Annotated in this window: 16 protein-coding genes and 1 tRNA gene; 2 read left to right on the top strand and 15 right to left on the bottom strand. The window is 64.1% G+C overall.

The features are described 5' to 3' along the window. The 3 genes from tnpC to tnpA form a co-directional block, all read right to left on the bottom strand. Window positions 1-1528: IS66 family transposase (tnpC, locus tag ACG02S_RS16440; protein WP_394471546.1), on the bottom strand; the 1528-nt coding region annotated here is incomplete at its 3' end. A gap of 84 nt (window positions 1529-1612) precedes the next feature. Continuing rightward, window positions 1613-1948, bottom strand: a complete 336-nt coding sequence (tnpB, locus tag ACG02S_RS16435) for an IS66 family insertion sequence element accessory protein TnpB (protein ID WP_394471545.1) — start codon at window positions 1946-1948, stop codon at window positions 1613-1615. Beyond that, window positions 1945-2346 carry an IS66-like element accessory protein TnpA gene (tnpA, locus tag ACG02S_RS16430; RefSeq protein WP_394471544.1) on the bottom strand — a complete coding sequence of 134 codons (402 nt, stop codon included), beginning with the start codon at window positions 2344-2346 and terminating at the stop codon, window positions 1945-1947. Before tnpA ends, tnpB begins: the two co-directional genes overlap by 4 nt. Before the next feature lie 99 nt (window positions 2347-2445). Here tnpA and ACG02S_RS16425 point away from each other — a divergent pair, with 99 nt between their 5' ends. Both ACG02S_RS16425 and ACG02S_RS16420 read left to right on the top strand, forming a co-directional pair. Beyond that, window positions 2446-5634 carry a TM0106 family RecB-like putative nuclease gene (locus ACG02S_RS16425; protein ID WP_394471557.1) on the top strand — a complete coding sequence of 1063 codons (3189 nt, stop codon included), beginning with the start codon at window positions 2446-2448 and terminating at the stop codon, window positions 5632-5634. A gap of 27 nt (window positions 5635-5661) precedes the next feature. Then, on the top strand, window positions 5662-7680 hold the full coding sequence (locus ACG02S_RS16420; RefSeq protein WP_394471543.1) for a DNA recombination protein RmuC: 2019 nt from the start codon (window positions 5662-5664) through the stop codon (window positions 7678-7680). Window positions 7681-7755: 75 nt separating this feature from the next. Here the strand turns inward: ACG02S_RS16420 and ACG02S_RS16415 are convergent, their stop codons facing one another. The 12 genes from ACG02S_RS16415 to ACG02S_RS16360 form a co-directional block, all read right to left on the bottom strand. Then, window positions 7756-10590 carry a DEAD/DEAH box helicase gene (locus tag ACG02S_RS16415; protein ID WP_394471542.1) on the bottom strand — a complete coding sequence of 945 codons (2835 nt, stop codon included), beginning with the start codon at window positions 10588-10590 and terminating at the stop codon, window positions 7756-7758. Next, window positions 10568-11974 (bottom strand): EH signature domain-containing protein, encoded by a 1407-nt coding sequence (locus tag ACG02S_RS16410; RefSeq protein WP_394471541.1) that lies wholly within the window; start codon window positions 11972-11974, stop codon window positions 10568-10570. The genes ACG02S_RS16415 and ACG02S_RS16410 overlap by 23 nt, the downstream gene beginning before the upstream one ends. A 1-nt stretch (window position 11975) precedes the next feature. Beyond that, window positions 11976-12737 carry a hypothetical protein gene (locus tag ACG02S_RS16405; protein WP_394471540.1) on the bottom strand — a complete coding sequence of 254 codons (762 nt, stop codon included), beginning with the start codon at window positions 12735-12737 and terminating at the stop codon, window positions 11976-11978. Window positions 12738-12740: 3 nt separating this feature from the next. Beyond that, window positions 12741-14522 (bottom strand): hypothetical protein, encoded by a 1782-nt coding sequence (locus ACG02S_RS16400; protein ID WP_394471539.1) that lies wholly within the window; start codon window positions 14520-14522, stop codon window positions 12741-12743. A 92-nt stretch (window positions 14523-14614) separates the two neighbouring features. Beyond that, window positions 14615-15937 carry a restriction endonuclease subunit S gene (locus ACG02S_RS16395; RefSeq protein WP_394471538.1) on the bottom strand — a complete coding sequence of 441 codons (1323 nt, stop codon included), beginning with the start codon at window positions 15935-15937 and terminating at the stop codon, window positions 14615-14617. Next, window positions 15934-17391: a class I SAM-dependent DNA methyltransferase gene (locus ACG02S_RS16390; RefSeq protein ID WP_394471537.1), complete on the bottom strand. Its 1458-nt coding sequence runs from the start codon at window positions 17389-17391 to the stop codon at window positions 15934-15936. Before ACG02S_RS16390 ends, ACG02S_RS16395 begins: the two co-directional genes overlap by 4 nt. Window positions 17392-17458: 67 nt before the next feature. Further along, window positions 17459-18064: a hypothetical protein gene (locus tag ACG02S_RS16385; RefSeq protein ID WP_394471536.1), complete on the bottom strand. Its 606-nt coding sequence runs from the start codon at window positions 18062-18064 to the stop codon at window positions 17459-17461. Then, complete coding sequence (locus tag ACG02S_RS16380; protein ID WP_394471535.1) at window positions 18061-19881, bottom strand: DUF262 domain-containing protein; 1821 nt, start codon at window positions 19879-19881, stop codon at window positions 18061-18063. Before ACG02S_RS16380 ends, ACG02S_RS16385 begins: the two co-directional genes overlap by 4 nt. A 65-nt stretch (window positions 19882-19946) precedes the next feature. Beyond that, a complete protein-coding gene (gene hsdR / locus ACG02S_RS16375) occupies window positions 19947-23420 on the bottom strand; it encodes a type I restriction-modification system endonuclease (protein ID WP_394471534.1) in 3474 nt (1157 codons plus the stop codon). Between the two features lie 1049 nt (window positions 23421-24469). Beyond that, window positions 24470-24546 (bottom strand) — tRNA-Pro (locus ACG02S_RS16370). A 57-nt stretch (window positions 24547-24603) separates the two neighbouring features. Further along, window positions 24604-25143, bottom strand: a complete 540-nt coding sequence (locus tag ACG02S_RS16365; protein WP_394471533.1) for a MerR family transcriptional regulator — start codon at window positions 25141-25143, stop codon at window positions 24604-24606. 48 nt (window positions 25144-25191) lie between these two features. Further along, window positions 25192-25560 carry an integration host factor subunit alpha gene (locus tag ACG02S_RS16360; protein WP_394471532.1) on the bottom strand — a complete coding sequence of 123 codons (369 nt, stop codon included), beginning with the start codon at window positions 25558-25560 and terminating at the stop codon, window positions 25192-25194. Between the last annotated feature and the right edge of the window lie 7 nt (window positions 25561-25567).

Genomic DNA, 25567 nt, shown 5'->3' with positions numbered 1-25567 from the left:
GGCGCCCCATCGCCCAGGGCTTGATCTGCCGCTCCAGATGGTTGTTGTCGATCGCCACCGCGCCGTCCTCGAGGTGACGCGTGAGCGCGGCCCAATGCCCCAGTGTGTAGTCGATCGCCTTGGCCGTTGCGCCGCCATCGGGAACAAGGCGCCGCTCCAGGCTGAGCCACTGGTGGAGCTCCTCCCACAGCGGCTTGGCCAGCCGCCGCCGCTGAGCGCTTCGTTCTTCGGAGCTCAGCCCCTTGAGCTCGCCTTCAACCTCGTAGATGCGGGCGAACCGGCGCAGCGCATCCAGCCCAATCGGGCTCGTTCCGGCCTTCGTCAGCTCTTCGAAGTTCCGGCGTGCGTGCGCCGCGCACGCGGCGCTGATGCGCCCGGGGTAGTGCTGCGGGTCCACCACGGTGTCGTACGCGCCGTAGCGGTCGGTAAGCAACGTCCCGGTCCATCGTCGCGTGCCGAGCTTCTCGTCGCCGTTGAGGAATGCCACGGGGTACTGCGCCCCGCGTCCTCGGCAGAACTCGTAGATGACACCCGGCACCGCGTCGTGCCAACTTCGCGCGTAGGCCCACATGTAGGCCTTGCGGGTCTTGCCCGCCCCGGGGTCTAGCAACGCCACCGGCGTCTCGTCGGCGTGCAGGACCGGGCAATCGAGGACGAAGTGCTTGTGCAGGTCGTACAGCGGCTCCAGCGCCGCGCCGACCTGGCCCGAGCCGGCTGCCAATGTTGAGCGCGGGGTGTGCACACCTGAGCGCGCGTTGATGGTCTCCTGCCGGTAGTACGGCAGGTGATCCACGAAGCGGCTGATCGCCGTGTGTGCCAGCAGCCCACTGGCGGCGATGCCCCCCTCGACGATCTCTGGCACGCTCGGCGCCTGCTTGAGCACCTGGCAGTGCCGGCAGGCCCACTTGCCGTAGATGTGGCGGTGCACGAAGAACTCGGCCGGCACGATGTCCAGCCGCTCGGTGACGTCTTCACCGATGCGCGTCATGGGGCGCCCGCAGTCGGGCTCCTGGCAGTCTGTGCTGTCGGGCTCGTGACGGTGATCCACGCGACGCAGGTGATCGGGCAATGCATTGCGACGGGGCTTGCGAGGCGGCGCCTTGGGCTTGGCGCCGGCGGCCGCGGCTGCCGCCTCGGCTTCACGGCGCAGGCGCTCGAGGTGTGCACGCAGCGCGGCTTCGTCCTCGGCCAGTGTCTCTTCGAAGAGGCGCCGCTGGTCGGCATTCATGGCCTCGGACTTCGCGCCGTAGGTCCAGCGCTTGAGCCGAGCCAGTTCGAAGTTGATCTTCTCGATCTTGGCCTCTCGCAGCGCGATCTCGCGGTCCTTGCGCAGCAGCTGCGCGTCGCGCTGGGCGAGTTCCAGAGCCCGCTCAGCGAGAGCTTGATCGCGTTGGGCGATCACGTGGTCGCGCTCGTCCAGTTGCCGAGCCTGGTCTTGCACTTGCTGCTGCAACCCAGCGATCAGCGCGGCGACCTCGGGCGAGAGGCCCTGCGGATCAGAGGGGGGAACACCACGCATGCCAAGCATGCGTGGCATCGTGCCAGAGCTGGCCAACGCAGCCCATCGGCACATGCACTGTCAACCGATTCACGGTTGACCTTACGACGAGACTCAGACCCGCGTGATGCTGCTGAGCTCGGGCAGGCGCTGCCACGGCAGGCCCAACACCAGGGCGTCGAACTGCGCGGCTGTGAGCGCCAGGGACGGTGCAACGCCAGCGACCGGCCAGACGAAGCGGCCGGCGTTCAGGCGTCGTGCTGCGCACCACACGCCGAAGCCGTCGTGCACGAGCAGCTTGATGCGCGTGCCCCGCGCATTCGCGAAGAGGTAGCCGTGGTGTGCGTGCGCGATGCCGAACACCTGCACCACCCGCGCGAGCAACCGCTCAGTGCCGGCGCGCATGTCGACGGGCTCCGCCGACAGCCACATGGCGTCGATGCGGATCATCGGAGCAGCTCGCGCATCCAGGCCGCGCACTCGCTGGCCGCACTAGCAGGCCACGTCACCGTGACGGCCGTCGCGCCGCGCTGCAGCTCGATGCGGATGTCGGGCTGCGGCGCTGGGGTGACGGGCACTGGCAGCGACACGGGAACGAACGAGGGCGCGGCCGTCGGCCTGGTCGCGGCCACCGCAGCCTCCCCGTGGTCATCGCCGACAGACGGCTTCATCTCCGCTTCCGTCGCCCAGCGACGCAGGAGATTGGCGTTGACGCCGTTGGCCATTGCCACTGCCGCGATGGAGATGCCCGGCTGCATGCAGGCCGCGACTAGGTCGGCCTTGAACTCGTCGCTATGCCGGCGGCGCCGCCGACGTGCACCGGCTTGTTGGGAAGGCGTAGTGTTCATGTGTCCACCAAGAGTTGAGGTGGACACGAGACTCCTACGCACCTAACGGGTCTTCAAGATGGTCGGACTGGACGCTCACAGGGCAAGAGCGTCGTCGACATCGCCGAGGGCAACGAGGGCCTTCAAGCCAGGGTCGACGCCACGATCAAGGCCATGCGCGCGGGCGTCGACGTCGTCTTCCAGGCCACCTTGCTGCAAGGCAACCTAGCAGGCTTCGCGGACTTCCTGATCAAGGTCGACAAGCCGTCAGACCTGGGCAACTACAGCTACGAGGTGTCGGACACCAAGCTGTCGCGCAAGGCCAAGGCGAAGTTTCTGGTGCAGCTGTCGTTTTACTCGAAGCTGCTGGCCGTGGTCCAGGGCGTGGCGCCGACGTCGATGCACGTGGTCCTGGGGGATCGCACGCAGAAGACCTACCGGTGCGCGGACTACGCGCATTACTTCGAGGCGCTGCTGCAGCGCTTCCTGGCGCGAATGGAGGTGGGCGACCAGGCCTCCTATCCCGTGCCCTGTAGCCATTGCGACGTCTGCCGCTGGTCTCACCTGTGCAAGCATCAGTGGCTGGACGACGACCACCTGAACCAAGTGGCGAACATCGCGCGGGGTCAGATCTTTAGGTTGGAGGCGGCGGGCGTCGACACCATGGCCAAGCTGGCGGGGTTGGCGGCCGGCACGCAGGTGCACAAGGTGCAGCCGGCCACGCTGGCCAAGCTCCGGCACCAGGCGTCGCTTCAGGTCACTGCGCGGGAGTCGGGCCAGCGTGTCGTCGAGCTGCTCCCCCAGGAAGCCGGCCGGGGCTTTCTGCGCATCCCTGAGCCCAACGCCGGCGACATGTTCTTCGACATGGAAGGCGATCCGCTCGAGGAGGGCGGCCTCGAGTACCTGTTCGGCCTCTACTTCCTCGACGACGGCGCGTGGACCTTCAAGGGTTTCTGGGCGCACAGCCGCCAGGAAGAATGCCGCGCGTTCGAGGAGTTCATCGACTTCGTGGACGCGCGGCTGAAGGCCTTCCCGGGCGCCCACGTGTACCACTACGCCAAGTACGAGGAGACCGCGCTCAAGAAGCTGATGACGATGCACGCGACGCGTGAGGCCGAGGTCGACAACTGGCTGCGCCGTGGCGTGCTGATCGACCTGTACCAGGTGGTGCGCGAAGGCATCATGGTTTCGGAGCCGCGCTACTCGATCAAGAACATCGAGCACTTCTATCTCGAAGCGCGCGAAGGCGACGTCACCAACGCGGGCGCCAGCATCGTCTGGTACGAACGCTGGAAGGAGACCGGGGACCAGACGCTGCTGGATTCGATCGAGAAGTACAACGAGGACGACGTCCGCTCGACCCAGCAGCTGCGGGACTGGTTGCTCACCCTGCGGCCCGCCGACTTGCCCTGGGCGACCGCGCCCACGCCGGCGTCGACCTCGATAGGCGGCCGTGGTGGCGAGGGGGCCGGCAACCACGCGCTCACGGACGCCGAGGCTCGCCTTGCCCGGTATCGCTCGGCCCTGGTCGAGCCGCTGCCGGAAGACCGGCTGACCTGGACCGTCGACGACGCATCCCGCGAGCTGACATTCCAGCTGCTCGACTTTCATCGCCGCGCCGACAAGCCCGCCTATTGGGCGATGTTCGAGCGCATGGACATGACCGAGGATGAGCTTCTGGACAACCCGGAGTGCCTAGCCGCGCTTGAGGCGGACCCCGACGTGCCGCCCGAGAACGTCAAGAGATCGGTCGTCTACACCTACAAGTACCCGCTGCAGGAGACCAAGCTGCGCCATGGCAGCAGCATCACCCGTGCCGACACCGGTGAAGGGCTCGGCGAGCTGGACATGGACACCGAAGCGCAACGCGTGCGCATCAAGGTCGGGCCCACCCGGGAGAGGCCATCCGCCCGCCTGAGTTTGGGGCCGGGCTCCCCGATCAACACCAAGGTCATCCAGGAGGCGCTGTTTCGCTTCGCCGACACGCTCATCACCGGCGCACACTCGTTTCCCGCGCTCGAAAGCGTGCTGCGTCGAGACATCCCCACCATCACGGGCAAGGCGCCCGAGGCGCCCATGATCCAGGGCAAGGCCACGGTCGACGCCTGCACGGCCGTCGTGATGGGCATGAAGGACAGCTACCTGTTCATTCAGGGGCCCCCGGGCGCCCGCAAGACCTACACCGGCTCCCACGTCATCGTGGCGCTGCTCGCGGCAGGCAAGAAGGTGGGCATCACGTCCAACTCGCACCGGCCCATCAACCACCTGCTCGAGAAGGTCGTCGAAGTCGCCAAGGAGAGGGGCGTGAGATTCAACGGGCTGAAGAAGTCGTCCAAGGACGACGATTCGGCCTACCCGGGCGATGAGATCCAGAACGTCTACGACAACGATGGCGTGTTCTCCTCCGGCGCGAACCTGATCGCCGGCACGGCGTGGCTCTTCGCCCGGCCCGAGGCCGAGCACTACCTCGACTACCTTTTCGTCGACGAGGCGGGGCAGGTCTCGCTGGCAAACCTGATCGCCGTCGGCACCAGCGCTCACAACCTGATCTTGCTGGGCGACCAGATGCAGCTCTCGCAGCCTACCCAAGGCGTCCATCCCGGCCGGTCCGGTGACTCGTCGCTGGACTACCTGCTCGACGGGGTTGCCACGATCGCGCCCAACCGCGGCATCTTCCTGGAGACGACTTGGCGCATGCACCCCGGCGTGTGCAGTTTCATCTCCGAGGCGGTATACGACTCGCGCCTGGAGCCGGAAGTGAAGAACGAGCGGCGCGTGCTGGTGCTGGGTGACGGTGCCGACCCGCTGCTCAAACCGTCCGGGATCGTGTTCGCGCCCGTGACGCACGAGGGTTGCTCCCAGCAGAGCCCGGAGGAAGCGGCGGTCATCAAGCGGCTGTACGAGAGCCTGATGGGCCAGCGCTACATCGATGCGGATGGCGGCGTGCACACGATGGCGGCCGAGCACATCCTGGTGGTCGCGCCCTACAACATGCAGGTCAACCTGTTGCGGGACACGCTGCCCGCCGGTGCCCGCGTCGGCACGGTCGACAAGTTCCAGGGGCAGGAGGCCGAGGTCGTGCTGATCTCGATGACGACCTCGAGCGAGGCAGAACTGCCGCGGTTCATGGAGTTCCTCTTCAGCAAGAATCGCCTGAACGTGGCCGTCTCGCGGGCAAAGTCGCTCGCGGTGCTCGTCGCCAACCCGGCGCTCATGAGCATCAAGTGCTCCACGCCAGAGCAGATGGGCCTCGTCAACACCCTGTGCTGGATTGCCTCCGTGGGTGGCGCCCAACCCACCAATTCCTGACCCCGACGGCCCCTTGCGGGTGAACACATGGCTGATGCCCAAATGATCTATGCCCTGCTGGTCCTGACCGGCCTGTCGCTGTTGGCGACCCTCGCGCTGCTGTTTCGCAAGCCGAAGGTCGAGATGCCGCCCGAGCTCCAGACGCGGATGTCAATGCTCGAACACAACGTGATGCGCGTCGTGGAAGGGCAGGGCCGCCTGGAAGGTGGCGCGCAGGGCGTGGAGCGCCGGCTGCAGGCTTTGACCGAGGAAATGACCAGCGGCTTCGCCTCGTCGCGCAAGGCGCTGGATGAGCAGTTGGAGCGCACCCTGGAAGAAGCCCGCAATGGGCGCACCGAGCTCCAGACCGCGTTCAGAAACTTCGAGGAGCGGCTGGATGGCCGCATCTCCGGTCTGGACCAGAAGCTGGGCAGCCGGTTCACCGAGTTCCAGGAATCCATTTCGCAAGGTCTCGCAGCGAACCGGACCGCCGTCAACGAGCAGCTCAACAACGCCCTTGAAGAGTCGCGCAGCTCGCGTGCCGAGCTGAAGGAGGGCTTTGGACAGTTCGAGACCAAGGTCGAGCAGCGCCTGACCAGCCTGGACGGGTCGATGACGGCGCGGTTCGAAGCGTTGCAGACGGGGCTGTCCACGCGGCTGCAGGAGTCATCGCAGGCGCTGCTCACCCATCTGGGACAGGCCAACCAGGAAGCCGCGGCCGGCCGTGCCGAAGCGACGCAGACGCTCGCAGCCTTCCGCGAGGAACTCTCCGGTCTGCTGCGCACGCTGGCCGAAGAGACCGCCAAGTCCCGCCAGGCCTCGGCCGAGAACGCCACCGCCTTTGAAACTCGCATCCAGGAGCGCTTCGACGCGTTGAGCCTGGTGGCACGCCAGACGCTGGAGTCGCTGAAGGCCGACGTGCTCGAGCAGCTCAAGACGATGTCGTCGGCGATGAAGGACCAGCTGGAGGGCAACGGGACGCAGATGCGCAACCAGTTCTCGACGCTGCAGGAGTCGGTCAGCCAGAAGCTGCTGGCAGTCGCTGCAGCGAACCAGCAGAGCTCAGACCAGATGCGGGTGACGCTCAACGAGCGCCTGACGGCCATCCAGGACGACAACGGCAAGCGGCTTGAAGAGATGCGCCGCACGGTCGACGAGAAGCTGCATGCCACGCTCGAGCAGCGGCTGGGCGACTCCTTCAAGTTGGTCAGCGAACGCCTGGAGCTGGTCCACGCCGGCCTGGGCGAGATGAAGACGCTCGCCGGCAGCGTGGGCGACCTCAAGAAGGTAATGACCAATGTCAGGACGCGCGGCACCTGGGGTGAAGTCCAGCTGGGCAACATCATCGAGAGCCTGTTCACGGCGGACCAGTTCCAGCGGAATCTGAAGACCGGCGGCAACAACAGCAACGAGATGGTTGAGTTCGCCGTGCGGATCCCGAGCCCCGCCGATGAAGAGCCCGTCTGGCTCCCCATCGACTCCAAGTACCCCGTCGAGCATTACCAAAAGCTCGTCGCCGCCCACGAGGATGGTGACCGCCTCGTGATCCAGCAGGCGTCAGCCGCCTTTGAGTCGTCGCTCAAGGCCGAAGCCAAGAAGATCTCGACGAAGTACATCCGTCAACCGCTGACCACGGACTTCGCGATCATGTTTCTGCCGACCGAGGGCCTCTTCGCCGAGGCGATGCGGTTCCCCGGGCTGCAAGAGCAGCTGACGACGGAACAGCGTGTGATCCTCACCGGCCCGACCACGCTTTCGGCGCTGCTGAACAGCGTGCGCCTCGGATTTCGCACGCTGGCCATCGAGAAGCGCACGTCGGAAGTCTGGAAGGTTCTGGGCGCCGCCAAGGCCGAGTTCAGGAAGTTCGGGGAAGTCGTGGACGCGACCAAACGGACCATCGACCAGGCCGCGAACAAGTTCGACGAGCTGGGGCGCCGCACCCGGGCCATCGAGCGCAACCTCAACGAGGTGCACGAACTCCCGGGTCCCGGTGCACCTGCGGCAGCGGCCCTGGAACTCAGCAGCGGCCAGCCGCCGGCCGAGGGCCAGGAGGCCGCAGCTGCTTGAGGCGGTCAACGTCGCTGGCAGGCTTAGAACTCGCCCGCCCGGGGGCTTGCTCGTTAACGCAAACAACGCGCCGTGTCATTCACCGGCGAACATGCCCGCCCTCAATTGCGCATAATCGTCCTTGCTAAAGGCCGGAGGCGCAAGCAGGTTGCGGGCGAGATCCCGTTTTCGCTCCATCAGCTTCTGCAACTGAAGATCGAAGCTGTGCTCGGGGCTCTCTGGTAGGACCGCCATCGGGTAGTAGATGTGCACGTCCTTAGTCTGCCCGATGCGGTAAACGCGGTCGGAACATTGATCTTCAACCGCTGGATTCCACCACCGTGAAAGGTGGATCACGTGATTCGCTGCCGTCAGCGTCAGTCCGACGCCGCCGGCCTTGGGCGAAAGGAGCATCACGTCGAACCCTGCTTCTTGCTGGAACAGATCCACCCGCTGCTGACGCACATCGGTGCCAACCTCGCCGTTGATGATCATTGGCAGGCGCTTGAGACCGTAGCGGCGCGCAAGGATCGTGGGAAGTTGAGTGGCATCCTGCAGATCAAGAGACTCCAGGAAGACGAGCGCCTTCTCCCCCTTGCGTGCAATCTCGTCCAACACATCGATGGACGCCGCCATGCGGGCCGACTCAGCCGGATCAAGGATCTCGCCGCGGTCCAGGCCACCGTCCATGAGGATGGGGTGCAGCGATACCCTGCGCATGTTGTGGATGAGCTCCAACATCGCGCCGTCGCCCGACATGTTTTTCTGCTGAACTGCACGCATGTATGCGTCCAGTTGTCTGGGCGGCATAGTGCGCTGAATGGGATGTTCGATCTTGCGCGGCAATCCCTTGAGCTTCTCGGACTTCAGCCGGCGCAACATGAGCTTGGGCGTGCCCGTGGTTTCCTCTTCCTCCTGCCAAACCTGGTCGCGCAATGCCGCCACGCTGGTGCTGTCGGCCTCGTATCGGGCGCTGAAGGTCTTCAGATCTCCCAGAGCGCTCGGCTGAACCGCATCCGCAATGCACCACAAGTCAGCGAGGCGGTTCTCCACTGGTGTCCCTGTCATCGCCACGAAGAAGTCCACGTTCAAGGCCTTCACGGCCGTGGTCACGCGAATACCCGGCGCCTTGATCTTCTGCGCTTCATCGAGCACAACCGCGGCAAATCGGATGGCGCCGAAGCTCAGTTGATAGTCCGACACCGCTTCGTAGTTGGCCAGCACAACATCTGCTTGACTGATTCGGGTCGTGTCGAGGGTTGCCGTGCCGTCGCTGTGCCGACCACGCTTGAGGTGCTTCACGTGCTCGCCATAGACGCGCACGATGTCGCCGAGGCCGGGACTCCACAGGTGCTCTTCGTGCTCCTTCTCCCAGTTGCGCAACAAGCCCACCGGCGCCACCAACAGCAGCGGTTTGCGTTCGATGCGACCAGCGATCATCAGCTCGCGAAGCCATGCGCAAAAGGCGAGCGCCTGGAAGGTTTTGCCCAGGCCCATGTCGTCGCAAAGCATGGCTCCACTGCTCCCGGACATCCAATGCCGCTGAAGCCAAGCCAAGCCGACCTCCTGATGGGGCTTGGGCGAGGTGCGGACGGTCGTTGGCCAGTCCAGTGAACCTAGCCGCTGCCGATCACTGGTGCGGCTGAAGCCAACTGCATCGAAGTTGCTTTCGATGACCAGCACCTTCGGGCCGCTGCGCTCCTCTTCGACCGTGTCCACCGGCTCCGGCCAGGCCTGCTGCCTGGCTTCGACCGTCGCCTGAAGCCGGGTGAGCGCGTCGACGTTGGCCTTTGTCACCGGCACCTTGACGCCCTTCACATCAATGCTCGGCAGGCCCGCTTCCAATGCCTCAGTCATGGTGACGCAGAGCGGCGCCAACTCCTCTGGCTCCAGCGGAACATCCACGCCATTGAGCCTGATGCCCATCTGCGTCGGCGGAGCCCATGACTGCGGCTGGATCTTGATCCACGGCAGGATCGGGGTGGCCCACTCGGCGACGTCAACCACGCGGTCAGCAAAGCGCTCGGTTTCAACGAAAACAGAAGGCGCGTCGTCGGGCTGGTCGAGTAGCTCGCGGATAACCGCCTCTGGATGGAGCGCCGCCCGTTTTCGTTGCTCAGCGGGTGCCTGGCGCAGCTTGCGCACGGCGGTCAGCGCCTTGCGCAGTCCTTCCTCCGCGACGACATAGAGCCCCTGGTTGACCGGGAACGCCGAGGCTCCCTCCTGCATCTGGTCCAACCGATTGGCGAACACCTCGCCATCGACTGGCGGCAATGCAGCGACCAACTCCGTGGTCTGCCCATCCTCCGACTGCTGTTCGGTCAACAGGCTTGGCACCAGCTCGATCTGGCCATGCTTGTCCGTCCGGATGAGCCATGTGAAGGCCGACGCGGTGACCACCCTCAGGCTCTTCAGGAATCCGTCCGTCAGCTGGTCTGCGGCCTCGTCACCCAGGCTGGCACGAATGCGGGCCCAGACACGGAACTGCCCATCTCGATCATCTGACTGCAGTTGGTTGAACGCTTCAACCTGCCGTGCAATCTCGAACAGCGGCGCCTGCAGCCGGAATACCTTGTCGCCGCGATAGAGCCAGCCGTCGCGGACCTCCGCATCTCGGGCCGGAATCGTCTTGCCCGGCTGCAGCCATCGGCCGGCGAGCTTGGCGCCGTCGCGGCCAAGCGCGCCACTCAGCCTCAGGTCCAGTGCCAAAGGGCAGTTGGGCGGCAGACTTAGCTCAAGGGCGACCGCCTCGGGCCAGCGCGAGAGAAGGCCAGTCGGCACGACCAGTTGATCGCCGCGATGCGCAGCACCCTCTTCAAGCGCCTGGCTCACAGCCGTGGCCGCGCCAACCGACAGCGTGTCGAGCCACTGCGAGAGGTTCTGCCCCACGCGCCAGCTGGCGCCGCCGTCAACCAATGATGGCTTTGTCACTGAGTCTCACTCCCGTGTGCTGTGCGATGAAGTCCCTGGCCTTGCGCTGCCAGGTGCCGCCTTCGGAATTCATGTGCATCAATTGCGGGCGCTGGTTTTGCCCGTTGTGGAAGTCGTAGGACTCCACGTTCCTCAGCTCTTCGCCGCGGTACTCCGGCAGGTACATGGCGGGCACGTCCGCATCCGTGTAGGCACAGGCTCGAAGTGCGCCGTTGTGGCTCCATTCCATGAAGATCATCTGCCCGATCCGAAGGAACAGCACCGACTGATCCGAGGTCGCCCCGGACACCAGCGCGCCGTACTGCGCCCAGTCCGCCTTGCTGAACGCGCGCTGCGCGTGCCAGGCTGCCTGGGAACCAAGAGCCAGCCAGGCCTCCTCGATGGCGCCATGGTCGTAGTACGCCATCCAGAAGCGTTCACGGTGTCGCCAGATCTCGTCCGCCGTGAGCTGCAACAGCCGCATAAAGCCTTGCAGCGTGTCGCCCACCAGCCACCGGCGCACGGTCGCGATGGTCGCCGGTGCGACGCCTTGCCAACGATGCCCGGCATGCACTTCGGTGAGCATGCGTGGGTCGCCGTAGTGCTTGATCAGGAACGAGGCGAGTCCATGCCGGATGCCGTCTGCGGGCTTCTGCTGCAGCCAGGGTTTAACGAGCCCATCCGCCAGCGCGACCCGATGCTCGCCATAGCGCAGCATCGGCGCGCTTTTTGGGCCACTGTCCGCCCTGGCCCAGGACTTCATGCGCTCGATCACTCGCTCCTGCGACAGCACGTCGTTCGGCGCCCTCAGCGCGCCGGCAAATGCCTCGCTGCAGATCGGCTCCTCAACAAAGCCCGGCCACAGCTCCAGTGTGGCCAGCACGTCCCGCACCTGGCCAGGCCCTTGCGCAATCGTCTTGCCCAGGTAGATGCCCACCTCGTTGGGAGAGAACCAACGCTGTTCGGCATGCAGCCTGGAGAACCTTTCAGCGGCAGGGCCGCTCGCGGCGGTGAGGGCCAGACGGATGCGATGCGCAAAGTCCTGGAAGTCGGTGTCCGGTTTCCGGAAGGTGTGGCAGTACACGTAGAACAACGGCACCAGCCAGCGCTTTGCGGCCCTCGCATCGCGCACGGCTTCCGGCAGGTGTTGATCCCAGTACGCCCGAATCAGCTCCGGGTCCGTGCTGCTCAAAGGCGGCTCGCCCTCAACCCACAGCGCATACGGTAGCCGCCGCAGCGCGCCTCGGCCAAGGTGCTGATAGCCGTCTGCCCGCGCCGCCGCATACAGCTTGCGCATGCGCAGGCCAATGGGGTCCAGCGCGGGCGGCGCCGCGATGGAGAACCGGCCCAACGCTTCAACAGCAGCATCCAGGGCTGGGAAGCCGGAGGGCAGAGCGGCGAACATTTCAGCCCCCGCTCCCAGCGCGCTTCACGTTCTCCAGCGTCTCGTTGATGGACTGGTACTTCAGCACGATGCGCATGTCCACACGCCTGTTCTCTGCGGCCGCGCCGTTGATGCCAGGTAGCAGGCGGTCTGCGCCATAGGCGCTGTAAGAGAAGATCGGCTGCTGCGCCGAGTTGCGGAAAGGCGCCAGTGGCGACCCATCGCCAAGCAGCACCCCCTGGATGGCTCGCGCACGGTCAAACGACAGCCCCAGGTTGCCGCCGGGATTCGTGTTGGCCACGCTGTCGGTATGCCCCTCCAGGAAGATGGTGTCGATCTCGTGCCAACCTCGGTTGTGGGCGCATCGTTTGTCGGTGACGTGCTGTCGCTCGCTGGATACATAGCAGGGAAGCACCACGGCTAGCCGCTCTCGCGCGTCGCGGATGGCCTGTGTTGCCGGCACGCTAAGCGCCGACGACCCCAAAGCAAACAGCGTGTCCGACGGTAGAGAGATGACACCGCTGGCCGGGTCCACACGCACGTCCAGCTTAGCGTCCTTGAGCGCCTGGCCGATCACCTCGGTGACCGACGCGCGTGGGTCCGCCGCGCCCTTCACAGTTTCCAGCTCGGCTTCCTGGCGCCGTTGCTCCAGCGCCAGCACCACCACCAGGATGATGAAGATGAACAGCAGCCCAATCATCAGGTCGCTGGCCGAGGCCAGATAGCTGCCTTCGCCGTCTTCCTTGCCGGCGGGCTGGAGGGGGCGTGGTTTGAGCATCAACATGGCTCAACCCTTGGTGTGAACGGCTTCGAGGCCATCATTCAATTCATCGATGGACTCGTTCAGGTTGTGGATCGCGCCGCCAAGCTTGCTCACTGCTTTGGCCATCGCCGCGTCCATTTCCAGATGCAGCGATGCCAACTGACGCGAGTACTCCGTCACCCCGTCCTTGATGGCGCTGACTACGCCGCTGAGATCCTGGCTGGTACGCCCCATGGCGCCCTGAACCTGCTGCATCGCATCGGCCACGGCTCGCGACGTGCCTTCCATCTGCGACCGCATCTGCGACACCGCGCCCAGCACCTCAGGCCCGGCGGCCTGCATCGTGCGGACGACCGCACGCTGGCCTTCTGCAAGTTCTTCGACCGCGTCACTGGCTTCGGCGAGATTGGCTGCCAGCCCGGAAACGCCACCACTGACCTTCGCCCAGGTCTCGCCCACATCGCCGAGGTCGCCCACCAGCACATGTGCCGCCTCGATGGACCGATCCATCTGCTCGACACCCCTGGCGCCAATCGCCGCAGCGCGTCTCACGGTGGCGTCGATTTCCTGTACGGCGTCGGCCGCCTGAGAGATCACCTTCTCCATGCCACCCACGCTGGCGGCCAGGCCCTGCGCGGCGGTAGCGATGTCGCTGCTCATCTTCTCCGTCGCTGCATGGATGCCGCTTGTCATCCCCTGCGCGGCTTCGCCCAGTTGTGAGGCGGCCCCCTCGATGCCTGTTTTCAGCAATTCGGCCGACGAATCAAGCTTGCCCGAAAGCGCGCTCAGCGTCTCCTTGAACTGCTTCATCTCGTCGGCCGTGTTCGCGCTGATGGCCTGCGAGAAGTCCTTCATCATGGTGCGCAGGGCGTCCTCGTTCATCGAACTCATGCGCTCGCTGAGGTCGGAGATCGCCTTCTCAAGGCGCGCGGTCATCTGTTCCATCTGCGGGCTGAATCCGGCCGCTACTGCCTTGCCGATGCTCATGGCGAGATCGGTCTCGAAGCGTTTCAGCACGCCGGTTTGCTCTCGCGCTTCCATCAGCAGATCAGTAGCAACGCCCGTGTGTTCTTGCGCCGTTTCGTGATGCTCGCTCAGCTTGTCTCCGACAGCACCCAGGTGCGTCAGTTGCTCAACAACGGCAGCCTCGGCGCCGACTGGCGGCCACCAGGCCTCGATAGCCATCACGACATGGTCACTTGCTCGCCGCACACGCGCCCAGGCGCGTTTGCCGCCGACCGTCCAGGCTAGCGACACCGCCAGACCAGCAAGCGACGACACGAACTTGCCACCCGCGGAACTCAGCAGGCTCTTGGTCGCGCCAACTGGGTTGGCCGCACCGGCACCGCTGAGTGCCGTGGTGGCGTCGGTGAGCGCCAGCGTGAGAAAGAGGAAGGTGAAGAACAGGCCCACGCCCACGGCGATGTTGGGCACGGCCTCAAACAAAGGCAGGTTGAAGTGCTTGTGCAGCATCCGCTCGGGTTGCCAGACGTCATGCACCGAGCCCAGCAGCACTCGCCGCTGCTTTTCGCCCCGACCAACCAGCAGCATCCTGCTGCTGGTCATCTTCCAGGCTTGCCGCAGCCAAGGGGCGCCCTCCGCAGCTTCACTCAGCGCGGCGGCGTCATCGCCTGCAGGGTCACTGGCCTCGACCAAGGCGGCGAACCTCTCGAGCTCTCGCCAGGCGCGGGACAACTTCGGTCTCGCCCAGCCGAAGTAGCCCAGCAAGCCAGCGAGCAGAATGCCCACGCAGATGGCCATCACCTCCGGCTGCAGCGCCCCAAGGTGCTTGAGCATCGATTCCATGTTTCCCTCCCTGATTTCGTTCTGTGCTGGCTCTTCGGCGGGCCTTTGCACGGGTTGGCAGCCTGTTTCGTCGCCGGTCGCTGTGGGCTACTTCAACCCGCCTCGGCGCTGCTCTTTCGTCGTCGCCCGCCAACCGGGGCGGTAGTCGCGTCACACGACGCTGCCAGGCGCTTCAGCAGAGCGCTGGCCGGCTCGTCGTTGGGGTCCTGTGGCACCAACTCGCCGCGAAACGCCTTGGCCAGCAGCGCGGGTGTCAGGCGCTCGGCTGTGGTCTGAGCAGCCTGCAGGCGGGCTTCTAGGCGCTCGGCGTAGCCGAAGAGGAGATCGACACGGCGGACGATTTCAGCCTGTTCTTCAAGGGGCGGTTTAGGCAGAGTAAACCCCTTCACCTTGGCCATATTTAGATTCGGTTGGTTGCCGCCTTCCGCCATCTCGCGCATTTCCATGTAGTTGGCTTGCAAGGCGCGCTTTACGAAGGTGCGGACCATCAGGCTTTCGTTAACAACGACAGCAGCACATGCCTGATTGACAGTAGCTTCAATTCCCAATTCAGAAACTTGACCCCGCGTCTTTCCCTCGCCGTACATCGCGACCACTAGCGTGCCGATGGGGTAGCGCTTGAGTCGGTGTGCAGCGATGGCGGCTTTGGTGACGTATTCGCCGGCACTGTTGATGACGGGCTGCCCCGTCGCTGCGCTCGTGACCCACGGGGTGCCGGTTGCGGCAAAGAACTCTGAATTCGAACGAAGAGGAGTTGACCCCGTTCCAACAGCCGCGACTTCGCCCACAGTGGTTGCCTCCCACAGCGGTGGCTCATTTGAGCCGCGCCACTCCTCTGTCAACTTCCCCGACGAAGCCGCCGCCAGCACCGACTGGCGGAAGCGCTTGAGCATGGAGGCGACGCGAGCGAGGCGGGTGTTCACCGCATCAACGCGGGCCAGTACGGAGTCGAGCTTGTCGGCGATGCGGCGTTGCTCTGCAAGTGGCGGAAGTAGCAACGGCCATGCTTCCATTCCCGCCTTGGTGATGTGCGGCATGGCAACGCCGTGCGCTGCACTCTTGATCTGATCGGTCACGCGCAGCAACTCGTAGAAGGCGAAGCGCTTGTCGATCGCCACCGAGGGAAGGACGTTCCAGATGTGATAGTGAAAGATGGCTTTCGGACCAGAGTAGATGTACGGACCAAAGGTGGCGGACCACGCATACAACAGGTCGCCTGGGTGGCAGTACTTCTCTGCCGGCAATGCGAGGTTCGAGTAGAACCATCGAGAGCCACCGTTGAGGTTTTGAATACGCAGGATTGGAGTGCCCTCTGGCAGCATCTCTGGTTGCTTGTAGGCTCGTCCATTGATGAGCGTGACTACGTCGCCAAGGCTCACGCTTGCCCAGTGGCTGTTTGGTCGTTCCTCCGTCATGCCGGTTCGCCGCCCAGCTCAGCAAGGATGGCTTCCAACTCCTCGACGGCCGCATTGAGCTCCTCGACTGCCTCCCGCGCCAGCACCGACGGCTCCGGCAAGTCGGCCGCATCCTCGGCGTTCTCGTCCTTGAGCCATGCGATGTCCAGGCTGTCGCCCTTCTCGCTGGTGATCCAGTCGCGACTAAAGCGGCGGAAGCGTCCGGCCTCGCCCTGGTCCTGCCGCGCGCTGCGGCCGTTGGCGTCCTCGCCAAAGCACAATTTGAAATCATCAAAGTGCCCGCGCGTCAGCGGCGTGCGCTTGCCGAACTTGGGCGCGTTGGCGCGCATGTCGTAGACCCAGACCTCCTGCGTGCTCTTCGTGGCAGCCTGGCTGACCTTCTGGAAGAACAGGACATTGGTCTTCACACCTTGGGCGTAGAAGATGCCGGTGGGCAAGCGGAGGATTGTGTGCACGCGGCACTTGTCCATCAGGTCGCGGCGGATGTCGGCGCCCACGCCGCTCTCGAACAGAACGTTGTCGGGCAGAACGACGGCGGCGCGGCCACCGTCCTTCAGGTGGCGCACGATGTGTTGCAGGAAGGCCAGTTGCTTGTTGCTGGTGGCGAAGGTGAGGTCGTCCCGGGTGGGGCCGCCGCCGCCCTTGGCGGTGCCGAAGGGCGGGTTGCTGAGGATGATGTCGCTCTTGGGCAAGCTGCTGCCGGCCGAGCCCAGCGTGTTGCCTATGTGGACCACGCCTTCGTCATCGCCCTCCATACCGTGCAGAAGGCAGTTCATGAGCGCCAGGCGGCGGGTGCTGGAGACCAGCTCCATCCCCAGGTAGGCTTTGTTGATCTGGAAGCGGCGCTTGGCCTCCGGCAGGTCGTAGAGGTTGTCGGTCTTGCCGCGGATGAAGGTATCGGCTGCGATCAGGAAGCCGGCCGTGCCGGCGGCAGGGTCCTGGATGGTTTCGCCGGCCTGGGGCTGGATTAGTTCGACGATGGCGTCGATCAGCGGGCGGGGTGTGAAGTACTGGCCGGCGCCGCTCTTGGTCTCGCTGGCGTTCTTCTCCAGCAGGCCTTCGTAGAGGTCGCCCAGGCCGTCCTGCTTGGCGCTGAACCAGTCGATGCTGTCCAGGCTCTTGATGAGCTGCTCCAGGTGGCGCGGCTCCTTCAAGCTGGTCTGCGCGTCGGCGTAGACGGCTGCGATGAGGGAGTCGGTGCTCTGCGACAGCTTGAGCAGGCTGCTCTTGTAGTGGTTCAGCAGGTTCAGGCCAGAGCGGCTGGTGAACTCGGGCCAGCGTGCGTACTCCGGGAGCTTATGGGCTTGCAGCAGGCCGCTCTCGGTGTTCTCGTGCTCCATCTTGATGAAGAGCAGCAGGACCAGTTCGGTGACGTAGTTCGTGTAGTTGATGCCGTCGTCGCGGAGGACGTCGCAGAGATTCCAGAGTTTCTGGACGATGTCGGAGGTGGTCATCGAGCTGGTATCAATTCTTCTTGGATGGCAAGAGCCTGTGCTGGAGCGACGCGCCGGCAGCGCGGTGTCAGGGCTGCAGGTCTGTGTAGTGGGACGCGAATTCTCCGTTGGGCGGCAGCCCCGGCTCGATCAAGTTTCCCGCCGGCTCGATGTAGCTGTGGATGGCGCGTCGCGGACGCTCTTGCCAGCCGATGTTGAACGCGCAGAGCTTCGGGAAGAACTGCAGCTCGCTGTAGGGCAGGTGGTTGTGAATCCAGTACGCCATGGCGCGCCAGTCGGCGCCTTGCTCGTATAGGTCCGTGAACCGGGGCACGACGACGCACGCCATGGCGCCCATGCCACCGCTGCCGTCACGCATGTCCCAAATGTGCCGGGCCGCGTTGCGCTCGTTGCTACCGCAGTTGTAGCCCTTCTCGTTGCCCAAAGCGTTGATCTCCTGTGATCGGTACGCTGAGCGGATGGCCAAGCGGCCCCAGACGTCCTGCAATGGCTCCAGGAGCTGCTCGCAGAGCTGCGTGCCAGCCTTGATCGCCAGATCGGGATCATTCGGCACATTGCGCAGCCCGTGGTGGTTGGCGATCTCGCTGTAGAGAAAGTCGCGCATGAAGAAGGACGTGGACAGGCGCGCACGTCCCAGGTTCTCCAGCGCATCGACGGATTGAGGACTTCTCATGCGTCGAGGCGACGACTGTTGAGGGTCCAGGTATCCAGGGCGAGCTCGAGCAACGCGGTCTGCCGCTGCTGGATGGCCTGACCGTCCCAATGGGCTGTACGGAAGTTGACGCTGGGTTGCGCCGACAGGCGGTTGACAGCGGTGTTCACGCCGATGGCGAAGCTGTGATCGAGCAACTGGGTGCTGAGCAGGCCCGATTTGGCGTACTGGCCCTGTTTGTCGGTGAACCAGGTGCCGTTGAGGTCGTTGAAGTTGTTGACGGCCTGGTTGATGACGCTTTCGAGCAGGGTGACGTTGCCCAGGCGGTAGACGTGGGCCTCGTACTCGGGCTGGTTGCTGGCGAGCGCTGGCGGGATGATGCCGTCACGCGGGGTCTGAGGCAGGATGTGCTCGATCTGCAGCCCATCTATGTAGCGCAGCCCCTTCTGTGGCGTGTTGCACTGGGCGAGCAAGGTGTTTTCCATGCGACCGAGCACGTAGCGCAGGCGGTAGAGGGGGGCGTAGTCGTTGTCTCGAAGAGCCAGGAACCGCCGACGGAACTCGTCCAGCTTTTCTACGAGGAAGGGACGCAGCGTCGCATCGACGATTGTTGCGATATCGGACTCCGTCTGGAGGCCGCGCAGATGGGCCGCCCATTGCGAGAACTGACGTTCGTAGTTCTTGGTCTGGATGCCCAGGGTGTTGCTGTAGAAGAAGAAGCTTTCGATCTGCTGGGCCAGGTAGTTGACGGCATCAGGCGGGCAGCGGTTGTCTAGGGCCAGCAACAAGATCAGGTGCTGCCGGGACTTGACCTTGTTGATGAAGCCGATGCGCGTGACTGCCGGATAGTCGCCGCCGTCGTTTTGCAGCTCGGTGGCGCAGACCAAGTCTGCATAGCGGCGAGCGCCCTTTTCCAGCTCGACGGCGAGTTCGTAGGGTGACTCCTCATAGCGCAGGCTGCGCTTGCCTTCGCCTGAGATGACCCATTTGTACAGCTCGTCTTCGCGCAGGATGCCCTGGTAGTACCGGGCCATGAGGAAGTACCGCAGGAACCGCAAGGGGCTGTCGCCCTCGCCAGCGCGTTGCAGGTGGCTGGTGAGATCTTTCCACTTGTCCTTGATGCGCGAGAAGTCTTGACCCTTGGCCTTGCTGAACAGCAGGTTCTTGACGAGGTCCATGGCGTTGAGGCCGGCCCCGCGCTGGTTGATGGTCTCGAAGATTTTGAGCGCGCTGCTCAGGTTCTCTGACTCGATGACCACCAGGTCGATCTTGGTCAGGAAGTAGCGGGCGTATTCGGCCAGCGCTTCCAGGCTGACGGTCAGATGTTGTTGAAGGTGCAGCGTGATGCGCTCATAGGCTTCACGCATGCGCTGGATGGAGACGGTGTCCTCGGGCGGGGTGGGTTGGCCCTGGATCAACTGCAGCAGGAAGTCCTTGCTTTCTTCGTACTGCAGTTCCAGGCGGACCTGCACCTCGTTGGCATCCATGTCGAAGCTGGACAGCCAGCTCTCAATGGTCTGGAAGTACTGCAGCTGCCGCGGGTCCAGCGGCTTGCCCTTGAGCAGGTCGCGCAGGGCGCACATGGTGAGCACGGTAGTCGTCAGCCGCTGCTGGCCGTCGATGACGTCGTACTTGCTGCCGTTCCTGACGATGATGATCGAGCCGATGAAATAGCTGCTCTGGTCTTTTGCTTCTGGCTCGAATTCGCTGGCGATATCGGCGAGGAACTGCTCGACCTGGTCGTCCGCCTTCCACACATACTCGCGCTGGTAGTCGGGCACGAGGAAGTGATAGTCCTTGAGCTTGGCGATGGTGTGGACTTGGGCTTTGACTTCCATGGGATCAGTTTCTGGGGGAGGGGGCTTTGGGCTGACAGTCAGGGGGCTTGGCTTGAACAAAATGGCTAGGCCGACTGTGCCCAAAGGCCGCCGATCAGTGTGCTCATAACTTGCTCGAGCTGGCCGCTGAGTAGCTTGTCCACCTGTTTGAAACCGCCGTCCTGCGCGAAGGCGCGGTTGACAAAACCTAGGTCCACGACGACCTCGAGTGCGAGTTGTTTGCCCAGGCGATCCAGCCACTTGCGCTGTACGGGCGTCCAGTTGCGCATCGCATAGATGGCTTGCATTGCCTGGGCCACACGCTGTTCGAAGGGCACCAGCGCCTCGCCGATGGCGGCCTGGCGGATGTAGCCCACGATGCTGGCAGCGATGTCCTGGTTGCTCTTGTTGCGCCAGGCGGCCTTTAGGTTGGCCTCGGAATAGCCGTGCTGGTCGAGCAGCAGCTTGACCTCCTTGAGCTGCTCGCGGGTCAGGTCCCGGGGGCGCTGCACGACGACGGCCAGCGCGGCCGACTGGTTGATCTGCTCGCGCACGAAAGTGCCGAAGCTGTCGAGGTAGTCCTCGGGGCGCGTGTAGCTGCCCCAGCTCTGGACTCGTTCCGCCAGCTGGTCGGTGTGGGTGGAGATCACCGGCATGTAGGCGGTGCCCAGCACTCGCTGCACTTCGGTCAGCTGCACGAGCAGGCGCGTGTTGTCGCGCAAGAAGTCCGCGGCCCCCCGAGCGCCCTGCTCCTCGCCGAGCTTGTGCAAATGCTGATGCAGCTTCTCGGGCGGGACGCCCCATTGCTGCTCCAACTGCTGCAGCTTGTCGCGCACCGCGGGCCGCTTCTCGGCTTCATGCTTGGCCTTACGCAGCACGCGCATGAGCTTCTGATTGAGCTGGTCCAGCACGTCGTGCGCATGGCTGCGGCCGTTGCTGGAGCCTGGGGCGTCGTAGCTGGCCGGGTTGTTCAGCTCGTCGAGCAGTTGTTCGATGCTGACCTTGGGGTCCTTCACCAGCGGCTGCATGGTGTTGACCGACTGCAGCGCAGCGTAGAGGTCCACCGGGTCGTAGATCTTGAAGACGGTCTTGCCGATCTCGTCGCAGCGGCGGGTGGCACGGCCGATCATCTGTTCGTAGAGGATTCGCGACTTGACCCGACGCATGAAGACCAGGTGGCAGATGGCCGGCACGTCGATACCCGTGGTCAACAGGTCTACGGTGATGGCGATGGTCGGGAAGCGCTCGTTCTTGTAGCGGCGGATGAGCTGGTCCACCTTGTCGGATGCGCCAGTGATCTTGCGCACTGCCGCTTCGTTGTAGTGCTCGCCGTGGACCTTGCTGAACTCGGCGTCCAGGAGGCGCTTCACCATGTCAGCGTGCTGGTCGGTGGCGCAGAAGATCATGGTCTTCTCTTCACCGCTGGGATCCAGCTCCTGGGCCAGCTGTTCGCAGATGACGCGGTTGAAGTCCTCGTTGATGACGCGGCGGTTGAAGGCCTCCAGCTCGAAGTCCAATTCGTCGTCAAGAACCGCGGCCTGGATCTCGCCCGTCGTCGTGTCCAGCGCCTCGACCTTCTCGCCCTTGTCGAAGTGGATGCCGGCACGGGACAGCACGGTTTCGTACCTGATCGGGGGCTCGTGGTCGATGAGCCAATCGTCCGCGACGGCCTCGCGGTAGCTATACGTGTAGACCGGCTTGCCGAAAATCTCGCTGGTATGGCGTGCCGGCGTGGCGGTCAGGCCGACCTTGACGGCGTCGAAATACTCGATGACCCGGCGATAGGTGGACAGGTACTGCGCCTGGTCTCGCAGCGCCAGCTCTCCCTCAGTCATTTCCTGGTCGAGCGCGTATCCGCGGTGCGCTTCGTCCACGATGATGCAGTCGTAGGCATCGATGGGTGGCGGCGTATCGCTGGCAAAGATGCGTTTCACCATCGCCTGAACGGTCGCCACCTGCACGCGGGTCTCGGCTTCCGCAGCCATGTCGCCCAACTGGGCGATGTTGTAGATCTTGGAGAGGGGCTGGTTCTGTTCTAACGGCGCTTCGTTGAACACATCGAGCGCCTGGGTGCCCAGTGCCGACCGATCCACAAGGAACAGGATGCGCCGGAAGCGTTCCGTCTTCAGCATCCGGTAGATGAGACCGATGATGGTGCGGGTCTTGCCCGTGCCCGTGGCCATGGCGAGCAGGCAGTTGACTTGGTCCGCTTCCAGGACACCTTCTACGGCCTGGATGGCGAGCTTCTGATAGTCACGCAGGTGGAGGTAGTCGAAGCCTTCGACGCGCAAGCGCGCCTCGGCGTCGACCCGGCTGCGCTTCAGCAGGTCGATCAGTCCGTCTGGGGAATGAAATCCGGGCAGCGGCTTGCGAAGGCGAGATGGGTGGCGCAGGTCGCGGAACCACGTCCCGCTGGCTTCGGCACTTTGCTTGACCAACGGGCGACCGTTGCAGGAGTAGACAAACGGGACCGCGAAATGACCGCCTTGACCGTCAGGCCACGGGCCGGTGCCGCCATCCTGGGCCCAGGCCCCTTGGAGATCTCCATCAACACGCAGCCCGCGCGCGTAGCGCTCGGCCTGATCTATCTTGCCGGCGACGTTGGTGTTGAGGCGCTTGGCCTCGACAGTGGCGATGGGGGTCAGCCCCGCAAACAGCACATAGTCGGCACTTTGCTGGCCTTGTGTCGGCCACTCGGCAATGGCGAGATTCTTGTTGCGCTCAGGGCGGGCGCCCTTGGCATAGGTGAGGTTGACGGTGTCTGCCGTCCAGCCGGCGTCGATCAACTGCTGATCGATGAGCAGCCGGGTTGTGGCTTCGTCAATCTGTACCAGCTGAGCAGCCGCGGAGGCGCGCTGAGCGAAGTTGGCCAAATCTTCCGTCGGGCCCGAGCGCTGGCTCATTGCCTTGTCGAAATCGGCCTTGAGGGACGCGTAGCGCTGGCTGGCCTCTTCGGCCAAGGATTGGTAGATGTCGCGTTCCTCCGCTGCGCGAACGGTCAGCTCACGCTCTTGCGCGGTCTGCGCTTCGCGAAGCTGGACAAGTTCCGCCTGTGCAGCTTGCTGGCGTTGGGCGTCTTGGAGCTGAGCGGCTAGGTCCGCAGCTTGGCGTTGCAGCTCCACCAGCCGTTGGCTGGGGTCGTCGGGCAAGACGAAGGGGCCGGGCTTGAAGTTGGGCGAACTACCGAATGTGCGGTGGAACCAGACGGCCAGTTCACGGGCAACTTTGAGCGCTTCCAGCCCCTCGCGATAGCCGATGTCATGGTCGATGTTGTGCGCTGCGGCGTTGCCTCGTTGGCGCAGCAGATGGAACATCTGCCGAACCTGCTGGTCGAGACCTAAGCGTGAATCAACTGCGCGCAGCAGTTCGGCTTGCGTGGGCTGCTGGAGTTGGACGCCGATACGAGCAGCGATGTCTTGCGCGATTGCCTCCGCCAGAAGGCGGAGCTTCAGTACCGCGCTGGCCGGGTCGAACGGGAACAGCCGTTCTGCCGTGGCGCCCAAATCGGACAGCAACGGCGAGTGTTCGGCCAGGAAGCCAAAGTTGCTTTGCTTGTCCATCAGCCACCCGTGAGGGCTCCTCCGTGCTGCTGCGCCGCATGCTGTTTTGCAGAGCATAGCAACAAGGTAGGGAGTGGCTTTTGACGGCTTCCGTGGGCTGGAGCCGTTACGCCAGCGGCGTGGAGCGACTCAGTTGGAGCGGTAGCCGCTCGGTACCTCGGCGCTCAATGCCAGCATCCAATGCTGGCATCGAATACCGGCATCGAATGCCGGCATTGGATGCTGGTATCGGATGCCGGCATTGGATGCTGGTATCGGATGCCGGCATTGGATGCCGGCATTGGTAGCAAAAGCCTCCAAACTGAAGCTGCGAGGCGTGTGGGACGTCCTCAGAATACGGTGGACAGGAGGCTCGCGTGCAGCAGCCCCGCCTTCAATATGGACTACTAGAAGCCCACCTTGATCGGCGGGTTGGGGGGGACTTACGGAAGCAAAAGGTTTAAGCGGGATTGGGGCCACTTTCAGGCAAGTCGATTCAGGTGGTCGAGGCGCTGACGCGGCCAAGCCGGGTTAGATGACAGATGACGTTCGTCAATACATAGTTGTCTAGCCGACGCAGGCTTCATCTGAACGTGGCCTGACGGCACTGGCGAGCCTGTGGCAGTACCTATCGCGCAAGGTGGCTGGTACGCAAGCAAGGGCGGCGCAGAACGACCTGGCGCCGTCGCGCCGGCTGCGCCCGGCGGGCAGCTGAGCGAAGGGCGGGCCTGCGCGGCAGGGGCATGGTCTAGCAGCGCCTGACGTTCGCGTACCTACGCCTCCTCCAGCTCATCGCCTGTGACGCGGTCTAGTTTCAGTCGGTGACCACGCCAGTTCGCGAACGCGACGTCGTGCGGCTGGACATAGGAGCGTTGGGCTTTCGACTGCATGCATAGACGCACCAGAAAGAGCAACGCCGGTGACTTTTGCTCCGTACACGTTCGCAAAGGTCCGCCGCCAGCCGCAGCGCCGTTTACCCCTCCGTTTACCCCTCAGCGGGTATGCGAGGGCGCAAACGAAAAACGGGTTAGCGGCCTGAGCTGCTAACCCGTTGATCTACTTCAATAAAATGGTCGGGACGGCGGGATTCGAACTCGCGACCCCTTGCACCCCATGCAAGTGCGCTACCAGGCTGCGCTACGCCCCGACTGAGCCAATAAGTATAGCTGAGTTTTACAGTTGCCCCGACAACTTCGGATCCTTTTCAGCCGAGAAGGCTGGCTCTGATGGCCAACAGTTCTGCACGCACCTGTTCAAGCGACGTGATGGTCTCGATGCCCAGCACAGGCAGCGTGAGCGAGGCGCCTGCTGCCTTCAGTGGCTGGGCTGACACATGGTGCGCCACGTGGCGACTGGCAACAACGGCGGCCAGCTCCGCCGGCGGCATGTCGACGACGTCGACATCCTCTTCATCGTCTCGCGAGGGGACCAAATCAGCCGCTTGTGCGGCCTCCGCCTCATCGCGGAAGCTCTGCGCCGCCGTGGGGGGCAGACCTTCGTTGAGCTGGTTGCGTGCCCCGCTGATCGTGAAGCCCTGGTCGTAGAGCAGATCCCGAATGCGGCGGATCAGCAGCACCTCGTGGTGCTGGTAGTAACGCCGGTTGCCGCGCCGCTTCATGGGCTTGAGCTGCGTGAACTCCTGCTCCCAGTAACGCAGCACGTAGGGCTTCACGCCGCACAGTTCGCTGACCTCACCGATGGTGAAGTAGCGTTTGGCGGGGATGGCGGGAAGCGCCCTATCCATTGCAAATTCTCATTGCAAATCAACAAGTTCGCGGGGGGAGGGCAGACTCTACTCGAAGTCTTCCCCAGCAGGCGTATCCCCTTGCACCGCCCCCTTGAGTTTGTGGCTGGCGTGGAAGGTGACGACGTTGCGTGCCTTGATGGGGATGGATTCCCCGGTGCGCGGGTTGCGGCCCGGGCGAGGCGCCTTGCGGCGGATGTTGAAGTTGCCGAAGCCGGACAGCTTCACGTCCTGACCCTTGACGAGGCTGTCGTGCAGGATGTCGAAGAATGCCTCGACCATGTCCTTGGACTCACGCTTGTTCAGCCCCAGCTTGTCGAACAGCAGTTCGGCCAGCTCGGCTTTCGTCAGGGTGGGCGTTTCCAGGCTGCCGATGACCACGGCGGATTCGGGCTTCTTGGCGTCGTTGGCGTCCATGTCCTGT

It is taken from the genome of Pelomonas dachongensis, from assembly GCF_043555865.1.
In the GTDB taxonomy this organism is placed as follows: domain Bacteria; phylum Pseudomonadota; class Gammaproteobacteria; order Burkholderiales; family Burkholderiaceae_C; genus Pelomonas; species Pelomonas dachongensis.
This window is presented reverse-complemented; position numbering and strand designations above follow the sequence as displayed.

Excerpts from the sequence above, each read along its gene's own strand:
- tnpB (WP_394471545.1), bottom strand. The coding sequence starts at position 1,948 with ATGATCCGCATCGACGCCATGTGGCTGTCGGCGGAGCCCGTCGACATG.
- ACG02S_RS16360 (WP_394471532.1), bottom strand. The coding sequence starts at position 25,560 with ATGGACGCCAACGACGCCAAGAAGCCCGAATCCGCCGTGGTCATCGGC.
- ACG02S_RS16400 (WP_394471539.1), bottom strand. The coding sequence starts at position 14,522 with ATGGAATCGATGCTCAAGCACCTTGGGGCGCTGCAGCCGGAGGTGATG.
- ACG02S_RS16410 (WP_394471541.1), bottom strand. The coding sequence starts at position 11,974 with ATGTTCGCCGCTCTGCCCTCCGGCTTCCCAGCCCTGGATGCTGCTGTT.
- ACG02S_RS16380 (WP_394471535.1), bottom strand. The coding sequence starts at position 19,881 with ATGGAAGTCAAAGCCCAAGTCCACACCATCGCCAAGCTCAAGGACTAT.
- ACG02S_RS16395 (WP_394471538.1), bottom strand. The coding sequence starts at position 15,937 with ATGACGGAGGAACGACCAAACAGCCACTGGGCAAGCGTGAGCCTTGGC.
- tnpA (WP_394471544.1), bottom strand. The coding sequence starts at position 2,346 with ATGAACACTACGCCTTCCCAACAAGCCGGTGCACGTCGGCGGCGCCGC.
- ACG02S_RS16420 (WP_394471543.1), top strand. The coding sequence starts at position 5,662 with ATGGCTGATGCCCAAATGATCTATGCCCTGCTGGTCCTGACCGGCCTG.
- hsdR (WP_394471534.1), bottom strand. The coding sequence starts at position 23,420 with ATGGACAAGCAAAGCAACTTTGGCTTCCTGGCCGAACACTCGCCGTTG.
- ACG02S_RS16365 (WP_394471533.1), bottom strand. The coding sequence starts at position 25,143 with ATGGATAGGGCGCTTCCCGCCATCCCCGCCAAACGCTACTTCACCATC.
- ACG02S_RS16405 (WP_394471540.1), bottom strand. The coding sequence starts at position 12,737 with ATGTTGATGCTCAAACCACGCCCCCTCCAGCCCGCCGGCAAGGAAGAC.
- ACG02S_RS16390 (WP_394471537.1), bottom strand. The coding sequence starts at position 17,391 with ATGACCACCTCCGACATCGTCCAGAAACTCTGGAATCTCTGCGACGTC.
- ACG02S_RS16385 (WP_394471536.1), bottom strand. The coding sequence starts at position 18,064 with ATGAGAAGTCCTCAATCCGTCGATGCGCTGGAGAACCTGGGACGTGCG.